Annotated in this window: 1 protein-coding gene; it reads left to right on the top strand. The window is 40.6% G+C overall.

Translation table 11 applies throughout. The features are described from left to right. A partial coding sequence (locus tag IC221_RS29400) for a hypothetical protein (protein ID WP_188172338.1) occupies window positions 1-335 on the top strand: 335 nt, incomplete at both ends.

Raw genomic sequence — 335 nt, 5'->3', positions numbered from 1 at the left:
TTTAGCGGAGCAGATACAGAAACAGCGACAGTCACTTTCGGAGATCCTTACTCTTATGATGGTGGATTTGAAATCGCCTCTCTAGAATATAACTGGACTAAAGTAAGCGATGGATCGACGGAAAGCTCTGCTGCAGAGTTAAGCATTCCTTCAATGACTAGTGACAATGCGGACAGCTATAGATTGAATATCACGTCAACTTCTATCACTGGTCTGACAATCTTCACAAAACAAATCGATCTATTATTTACATTAGGACAAGAAGATTCAGTAGCACTATACAACTTATTCGTCGAGTTAGGTACAACGCCTGATAAGGCAACAGAAATGCGTGA

It is taken from the genome of Flammeovirga sp. EKP202 (assembly GCF_014534745.1).
Classification (GTDB): Bacteria; Bacteroidota; Bacteroidia; order Cytophagales; family Flammeovirgaceae; genus Flammeovirga.
This window is presented reverse-complemented; position numbering and strand designations above follow the sequence as displayed.